Source organism: Tateyamaria sp., assembly GCF_039940735.1.
Classification (GTDB): domain Bacteria; phylum Pseudomonadota; class Alphaproteobacteria; order Rhodobacterales; family Rhodobacteraceae; genus Tateyamaria.
In genome coordinates this window covers 38,932-47,990 of record NZ_JBDVGB010000056.1, presented here as the reverse complement: position 1 = coordinate 47,990, position 9,059 = coordinate 38,932, and the positions used below count along the sequence as shown (strand labels likewise).

The following is a 9,059-nucleotide window of genomic DNA, read 5'->3' as shown; positions in this document are numbered from 1 at the left end:
TCAGCAAGCAACTTGTACCGCGGATTATTCCGTCACGCAGGCCGATCTTGACGCTGGTCAAGTGGACAATGTCGTCCTTGCCCAAACGACATTCGGTGCAGGAAACCTTCCCGTTGCAAGTTCGCCTGCGGATGAATCCGTTCAAGGCCTTCAAGAACCTTCAATCGAACTGATTAAGTCAGTGTCTAACGTTGCAGATACAAACCAGAATAGCCTGTTCGGTGATGCTGGTGATACTGTCAGCTATGAGTTTTTTGTTCGAAATACAGGCAATCTGTCACTGGCCGACATTATTGTTACAGACACAGGGCTTGCAAATGTCATTGCAACTCCTGTGGCGGCTTTCCAAGCTCCAAACAATGTCTTGCCGCCTGAGACCTCTGGGGTAGCTTCACCAGTTTTGGCAGCTACAGCCGAATATGTCCTGACCCCTGCCGATGTTGTCGCGGGTGCTGTGACAAATACAGCTGTTGTTACTTCAACGGCGGTGGCTACGGCTGCAGATGGTACACCTGACCGGTCCCTACCATTGGCGGGTCTAGATCCAGTAACGGATACATCTGATACAGGTACGGATCCTGAAATAGATGAAACCAACGGCGCAGTGGCAACGATCGATGATCCTGCAGCTGACGGGGGTAGCGATCCGACTGTTTTGAATTTGTCTGAAATTCGACCAGAAATTCGGCTCGTGAAGTCTGTTGTCACCATTGAGGATACTAACGTTCTTCCAGCTGGTGATCAGGTGCTGGGTAACGCTGGTGACACTGTGACTTATCAGTTTACACTTGAGAATGTCGGGAACACTGCTGTTGCAGCCGTTTCAATTGCAGATTTGGGCTTTGCCGCTCTTAACGGGGTTGCGACTGGACCAACAGTCGACCCAAGCTTTGACGGTGACCTTGCGATTGGTGAAGGTCCAGTTGTGGTTGCGACTGCGACCTATGTTCTAGATCAAACCGATGTAGACGCTGCAGAAATTGTTAATACCGCAACAGTAACTGCAACAGCCGTTGCGACAGGATCGAATGGCAATCCAGACCCCAATGCACCAATTGGGACAGCTGGGGCCGTAACTGACATAAGTGATACTGGTACTGAGCCGGATGCAGACGCCGATGGAAATATCGTCAACGTGGTTGGTGATCCTGCGCTTGCGAACACAAATGGTGTTGTTGGCGATGATGCAGACGAACCAACAGTTGTCATGCTTCCTTTTGTGCCATCTGAATTGTCATTGATAGGTACAGTGTTCTTTGATGACGGTGACGGTTCACTAGGTGTGGGCGAATCTGGAGAGGCAGGTTTCAATGTAAATCTACTCGATAGTTCCGGTAACATTGTTGCAACAACAACCACAGGACAAGACGGCAGCTATTCCTTTGAGGGTTTCGCAGCCGGAGAATATACAGTCGCGTTCCTAACGGATGAGGGTGTGACGATTGGGGTTTCTGATCCCGTTACTGTCGATGACCCCAATGTTGAGCCGGTGGTGAACCAACCAATTGACCCCAACGGTATCGTTTACGATTCCGTTACCGGTCAGGGCGTGCCAGGTATCCAACTTGCGTTTGTAAATGCTGCCACGGGTTTACCCCTTCCTGATGAGTGTCTCCTGCCTGGCCAACAGAACCAGCTTACTAGCGCCGTAGGTTTCTATGCGTTCGATTTGGTTGCCGGAGCAGCACCTGAATGCCCTGTGACAGAAACTAAGTATGCAATTGAGTTTGTCGATACTGGTACCTTCACAGGCCCATCCACCAGAATTTTGCCAGAGTCTGGAACACTTGACGGTACCACTTGTACGTCAGATGGAACGAACTTCGATGCGATCCCAGGAGGTGCATGTAACGTTTCAGCATCTGAGACGCCTCCGAATCCGACATCACCGACACCCTATTTCTTCATGTTCTTCTTAGAAGCTGGTGACCCGAATACCGTTAACAATCATATTCCTATCGATCCCGCGTCAGCAGTTGTTCCAGCAGGAACACTTACGCTCACGAAACGGGTAACTGACGGCGACACGGCAGTGATACTTGGTGATGCGGTTCCATATACAATTACGATATCTAATGCGGGTCCGAACAGTATTCCGGTAGACTTACAGGATAGATTACCGATCGACCTCATTTACACGCCAGGAAGCGGCTTGATCGACGGTGTGGCAATCGAACCTATTGTTTCGGGCCGCACGCTTACATGGGAAAATGTTGCGGTCGCACCAAACGCGACTGTGACCCTTGAATTGGTTGCACGCGTAGGGCCCGGATCGCCGCTTGGTGAATTGACCAATGTCGTGAACGCACTTGATCCAGTCACTGGAATAGCCTTGACCGAACCTGCTTCAGCTACAATTCGCCGCTTGCCAGAAGCCGTTTTCGACTGCTCCGACATCATTGGTAAGGTCTTTGATGATCGAAACTTCAATGGTTACCAGAATCCGGCCGCGGATGCTGTTAACCGCTCGTTGATTACTGATCAGAATATCTTTGGCGGCAAATTTGCAGGCAAAGCAGACCCAATTCCAGCTGATCCTGAGGGTGAGCCTGGTTTGCCAAATGTTCGTTTGGTGACGCCCACAGGGACGATCATCACAACAGATGAGCATGGCCGTTATTCTGTGCCTTGCGCGGCATTGCCAGACAATATTGGCGCCAACTTCACTCTGAAACTTGATCCTCGTTCCTTGCCCACGGGGTACCGGATTACGACGGAAAACCCACGTACAATGCGCGTGACCGCCGGTATCGCGACAGAAATGAACTTTGGCGCCGCTTTGGGCCGTGTTTTGGATATCGATCTGACCGCTGCTGCATTTGATGGAAATGAACCGATTGACCGTCTGGACCAGGGTATCGTCCAATTGCTGGGTCAAGTGGTTGATACACCAGCAATTATCCGGATCAGCTACTTCAGAGACGGGGAAAGCAAACAAACCGCGCTGAACCGTATTGCTGAATTGGAAGACCTTATTGATCGCCGTTGGAAAGATATTGGTCGCTATCGTCTGATTGTTGAAACTCAAGTCCTGCGCCTACAGTAATTGTTTAGAGAGTAAAAATGCGTAAACCATCCATGAACCACGTATCAGTTTTAGCTCTTACAATCGCGTTGATGACATCAACAGCGAGTGCGCAAGACAACGATGTTGTTAAGGCTCCCGTATTGCCCAACACAGAGCCGGACACAGGACCAGTTAACAATAACTCGGGCTTTGTTCTTTCGCTGGACGGGGATCCTGTTGATGCAGATCCACAAATTGAAGACCGCATACGCAAGGCAGACATCGCCCTAGAAAATGCGGATGTTCAAATTCAACTGGATGCCAACGATCCCGTACCACGCTTAGATGTTGAAATCGCCGGTACACCACAAGCTTATGCGCCAGGTGACCAAATTTCCCTTATTTCTGAGCTAAATTATCCAGCTTTCGTTGAACGTGGCGAAATGCGGATCATTGACCGGGCTGCGGCGGGTGGGCCACGTGTTCTAGCCACGGTCCCTGTGGAGCCGAATGGTCAAACGCGTGTAACCATACCCGAGGGGCGCGACATCGTTGTCGTCCACCGCGTATATGACGCGCGTGGCCGGTTTGACGAAACTCAAGCGTTGCCTTTGTTCTTCCCTGACGATCGCGCACAGATCGATGATGTCGAGGAAGGAACCCAATTTACAGCAAACCGGAATATTCCAATCACGTCGGGTTCCACTGTTACGGTTTCCGCTGAAAACATTCCCCCAAACGCAGTTTTAGAAACCTTGGGCGAACGCATTCGCCCCAATAGCAAGGGGCAACTGGTCATCGACCGCATTTTGCCACCTGGCGATTACGTTGTTGACGTTGAGGTAACCGAGGGTGGCCAAAACCTTGGTCTGACTCGTCCGATTCAGGTCCCCGGTGCTGAATGGTTTTATGTAGCTGTCGCAGATCTAACCTATGGTCGTTACTACTCTGAACGGGATGGGAATTATACAAGCAGCACAGGGCGACTGCAGTATTACGTCGAAGGCGAAACTGAAAACGGTGTCCAAGTAACGTCTTCGCTGGATACAGGCGAAGAAGAATTGGACGAGTTGTTCAGCCGCTTGGATGAAAGCAATCCCGACGATATTTTAGAACGGATCGACCCCAATTCTGGCTATCCGACGTATGGTGACGACAGCACGATTGTCGACAACACGCCGACCAGCGGTCGCTTCTATCTGCGGGTGGAAAAAGACAACAACTTTGGCGTTTGGGGTGACTATCAGGCATCGCTCGCGGGCAACGGATTTGTGCGCAATGAACGCAACCTTTACGGTGCCCAAGTACACTTGGAAGGTGAGACCACAACCGAGCGAGGTGACGTTCGTACATCGCTTGATGTTTACGCGGCACAACCTGATCAAGCAGTTGGTCGCGACGTGTTCCGCGGCACAGGTGGGTCAGTTTATTTCCTGAGCGCGCAAGACATTGAACCTGGCACGCAAACAGTGACTGTTGAGCTGCGAGATGAGGTCACGAACCGCGTTGTTGATCGGGTCATTCTGATTGAGGGACGTGATTACCAAATAAACGCTTTGCAAGGTCTTATCACTTTAAATGAACCGCTTACGGATAGCTTGGATCGTCGCGTAATCTCGAGCACGGGCAGTGGTGATGAGATTATCAACCTTGTTGTCCAATACGAGTTCTCTCCGACAACCAGCGATGTTGATGGCTTTAGCTACGGCGGACGCGTCGAACATTGGGTAACAGATGACTTCCGTATTGGCTTGTCAGCGACAAGCGACGACGACAACCAAACTGAACAGCAGAGTATTGGTGTCGATCTACGATATGAGCTCGGTGAAAATAGCTTTGTTCAGTTTGATTATGCTGAAAGCGACGGACCTGGGTTCACAAACTCGCTCTCCAACGACGGCGGCTTAGATTTTGATACCGATACGGCAGATCGTTCTGATGGGTCTGGTGAAGCAGTAAAACTGGAAGCCCAATTCGCACTTAGAGATCTAGGCATTAACCGTGATGGCATCGTGGGCGGTTATTTTGAAGATCGTACTGTCGGCTTCACCACTCTCGACTACAACGTGACGCCGACAACTGGCGACGAAACACTGTATGGTTTTTTCCTGTTCGTCGAACAAGAGCCGGGTAAGTTAGGATACAACCTTTACGCTGATGTCTATGAAAATGATGTCGGCGATGATCGTTTGGAACTTGGCGCAGAAGTATCTGGTCAGCTTAGTGAGAAATTTAGAATTGTCGGAGCAATCGAATACCTCGATGAAGAAAACATCCAAGCAGGAACTTCCGGCAACCGAACTGATCTGGCACTGGAACTGACATACGAGCCAACGGATAAGCTTGATTTATTCGTGTTCGGACAGGCCACAATCGACAACAACGGGCTGGACGACAACGAACGTTACGGCGTTGGCCTTGCTGCTGAATTGTCTAACAACTGGGAAATAGGCGCAGAAGTTTCCGATGGTCGCGGCGGTCTGGGGGCTGAACTTTTTGCGATCCATAATCGTGACGATAACAACTCTACCTATTTTGGGTACGATTTAGATCCTGGCCGGACATTGACTGGTATCGACAGCATTGATGGGTTCGGACCTAGCGATAACGGCGGACGCTACGTTATAGGGACGCGCCGCCAGATCAATGAAGATGTCGCCGTGTTTGGCGAAAACACATACGATCTGTTTGGCTCAACACAAGAATTGATTGGCGCGTATGGGATCACCTATTCACCAAGTGATTTCTTAACCTACACGGTGACGTACGACTTGGGTCAGCTCCGGACAGATGAAGACACTGGCGATATCGACCGTCAGGCCCTTAGCTTTGGTGTCCGCTATGAAGATGCACATTTGCGCACCTCAGGTCGCGTAGAGCTTCGCTATGACGACTTTGAAGACACGGACCAACAGGATGCATTCTCGTATTTCCTATCGTTTGACGCCGATTACGAGATCAGCGAAGAAAAACGCCTGCTCTTTAGCTTGGATTATGCAAACACAGAAAACAACGGCAGCAACAGCTTTGAAGAGGGCACCTATGCCGATGTCGTTCTAGGCTATGCGTTCCGTCCAATTGACAACGAACGCTTGAATATTCTCGCAAGCTATCGCTATTTCTTAGATACCGTCGGTCAAGAGGTTGATGGCGTATTTGATAGTGGCCCAGTCCAAGAAAGCCATGTCTTAAGCGTCGAAGCGAACTATGACTTGAATGAACGCTGGACCATTGCCGGTAAATTAGGCGGCCGCAGCACGACAAGCGCACCTAACTCAGACAGCATTATGACAAGTAACGACGCTTGGTTGGCCGTTGCAAATGCTCGGTATCATTTGGTTCATCGTTGGGATGTCTTGCTAGAAGCGCGTCACCTAAGTCTTGTTGATGCCGAGTTTTCAGAAACTGGGTTTCTTGGCGCAGCCTATTATCAGGCAAATAACAACGTATCAGTGGGCATAGGCTACAACTTCTCGAATTTCTCTGATGATCTAACTGATCTAACTTTCGATGACGAAGGGGTGTTTATCAACCTGATCGCTAAATTCTAAGTGGGGCCCTGTAGATATGTACGGACTCTCGGGACACTTCCTGTAAATTCCCTGATTTGGGATGGAGGCAGTATTCATGACGAACGAAAGCGCGACATTCAACGCAAACTCAGAGTCCCCAGAACGCCGAGAAAATCGGCAATGCTCGCCGAGCCTTCCGGTATTTTGGGGTCGGCAGATTTAGTTTTTGTAGATGGCGCGAAGCTGGGCTGAAGAATGCCAAAGCAATCCCGAAGAATCTTGCCAATCAAATCTCTGCTGAGATCGCCGAGAAAGTTCTGTATCTGCGCCGCAAGTATCACCTGGGGCCTACCCGAACAAGAATTACCAAAGGGTGCAGAGACCTTTATGCGAGACCTGCGCGATTACGGCGTGAACGCGGAGTATCCGGTTCCAGACTTCGCCCTCGGAGAAATCGTTACGCTTTCGTGCAACGCAGCTTTACAAGGTCCGCTTATCACTATGGTAAAGCGGATGATCATGCTCAGCGCAGCGAACTTCCGCTTCCCACCCGTTGTGTCGATCGACGCGAACGGCCCTTAGCGGGCATTGCTTTTGACAGATCGAGATTTTCGAACTAACATACTGTTTTTAATTAATAAATTATCTACTAAATAATTAGTTTGACAGCTTTCCATGACTGTGTGTAGCGTATAGCAGCCGGCGAAATCCGGCTCACAGAAAAATCTAGGGAGGAGACAAGATGCGTAAGTATCTGCTCTCCGCGACAGCGGCAATGGCCGTTTTCGCGGGGCATGGGACTGCTTTTGCCGACGCGGCAGCAGCTCAGAAATGGATTGATTCCGAATTCCAACCATCGACGCTCAGTAAGGACGAGCAGATGTCCGAAATGCAGTGGTTCATTGACGCTGCGGCACCTTACACGGGTATGGAGATCAACGTGCTCTCCGAGGGCATTCCGACTCATGGATACGAGTCCGAAGTACTGACCAAAGCCTTTGAGGAAATCACCGGTATCAAGGTCAATCACCAGATCCTTGGTGAGGGCGAGGTTGTGCAAGCTGTACAAACACAGATGCAGACAAAGCGGAACCTCTATGACGGTTACGTTAACGATAGCGACCTAATTGGCACGCACTCACGCTTGCAACTGGCTTACAATTTGACTGATCAAATGGCGGGTGACTGGGTCGGTACCACGTCACCTACCCTTGATCTCGAAGATTTCATGGGCAGTCAATTCACCACCGGTCCGGATGGTGACCTGTACCAACTGCCGGACCAACAATTCGCAAACCTCTACTGGTTCCGCAAAGACTGGTTTGACGACGAAGCCAACAAAGCTGGATTCAAGGCTAAGTATGGTTACGAACTAGGAGTGCCGGTCAACTGGTCGGCCTATGAAGACATCGCTGAGTTCTTTTCCAAGGATGTGAAAGAAGTCAACGGAGTCGAAATCTACGGCCACATGGATTATGGTAAACGCGCGCCTGACCTTGGCTGGCGGATGACCGATGCCTGGCTGTCCATGGCGGGCGCAGGATCTGTCGGTGAACCAAACGGCATTCCTATTGATGAATGGGGTATTCGCATGGAAGCGGGTTCATGTAACCCTGCCGGAGCGTCTGTTTCTCGTGGTGGAGCGGCCAACGGCCCTGCGGCGGTGTATGCGATCCGCAAATGGGACGAATGGTTGCGCAACTATGCGCCTCCAGGAGCGGCGTCGTTTGACTTTTATCAGTCTTTGCCAGCCCTGAGCCAAGGCAACGTGGCCCAACAGATCTTTTGGTACACAGCCTTTACCGCCGACATGGTGAAGCCGAAGTCAGAAGGCAACAACACGGTTGACGATGACGGTAATCCATTGTGGCGGATGGCGCCAAGCCCGCATGGCCCATACTGGGAAAAAGGCCAAAAGGTTGGCTATCAAGACGTTGGGTCCTGGACCTTCTTGAAATCCACACCGTCTGATCGTGCGCAAGCGGCATGGCTCTACGCCCAGTTTGTGACTTCTAAAACGGTTGACGTGAAGAAATCCCACGTGGGTCTGACCTTTATCCGTGACAGCACGGTTAATCATGACAGCTTCACGGAGCGTGCAGCGAAACTCGGCGGATTGGTGGAATTCTACCGCTCCCCTGACCGTGTTGCATGGTCGCCAACTGGCATCAATGTACCTGACTATCCGAAACTGGCTCAGATTTGGTGGCAGCAGATTGGTGACGTCAACTCAGGTGCATTTACACCTCAGGAAGCGATGAATCGTCTGGCTGAAGAGATGGACATCACCATGGCTCGGATGCAAGCAGCTGACGAGGCCGCTAATGTCTATGGTGGCTGCGGCCCACGCTTGAACGAGGAAAAAGACGCCTCAGAATGGCTTGGCAAAGGTGGTGCAAAAGCCAAACTGGACAACGAAAAACCACAGGGTGAGACCGTCAACTACGACGAACTTGTGGCTCGCTGGAACCAGTAACCTCCCTGCTGGTCCTGCGCTTGAGTGCGCAGGGCCGACATCTGGCCGGGGTCTCTTCCGAGCT

The 9,059-nt window shown here is 50.9% G+C and carries 4 protein-coding genes and 1 pseudogene; all 5 read left to right on the top strand.

What is annotated here, in order from left to right; genetic code table 11:
• Nucleotides 1-61 precede the first annotated feature (61 nt).
• The 5 genes and pseudogenes from ABJF76_RS12400 (at nt 62) to ABJF76_RS12380 (ending at nt 8,995) form a co-directional block, all read left to right on the top strand.
• The gene (locus ABJF76_RS12400) at nt 62-3,046 is read left to right on the top strand and encodes an SdrD B-like domain-containing protein (protein ID WP_413820533.1); all 2,985 of its coding nucleotides are present in this window, start codon (nt 62-64) and stop codon (nt 3,044-3,046) included.
• Nucleotides 3,047-3,063: 17 nt separating this feature from the next.
• A complete protein-coding gene (locus tag ABJF76_RS12395) occupies nt 3,064-6,558 on the top strand; it encodes a hypothetical protein (RefSeq protein ID WP_413820532.1) in 3,495 nt (1,164 codons plus the stop codon).
• A 72-nt stretch (nt 6,559-6,630) separates the two neighbouring features.
• Nucleotides 6,631-6,875, top strand: a pseudogene (locus ABJF76_RS12390) (IS481 family transposase); the annotation flags it as partial.
• 31 nt (nt 6,876-6,906) lie between these two features.
• Entirely contained in the window at nt 6,907-7,101 is a 195-nt protein-coding gene (locus ABJF76_RS12385) for a hypothetical protein (RefSeq protein WP_413820535.1), read from the top strand.
• A gap of 160 nt (nt 7,102-7,261) precedes the next feature.
• A complete protein-coding gene (locus ABJF76_RS12380) occupies nt 7,262-8,995 on the top strand; it encodes an ABC transporter substrate-binding protein (protein WP_413820531.1) in 1,734 nt (577 codons plus the stop codon).
• The last annotated feature ends 64 nt before the right edge of the window (nt 8,996-9,059 follow it).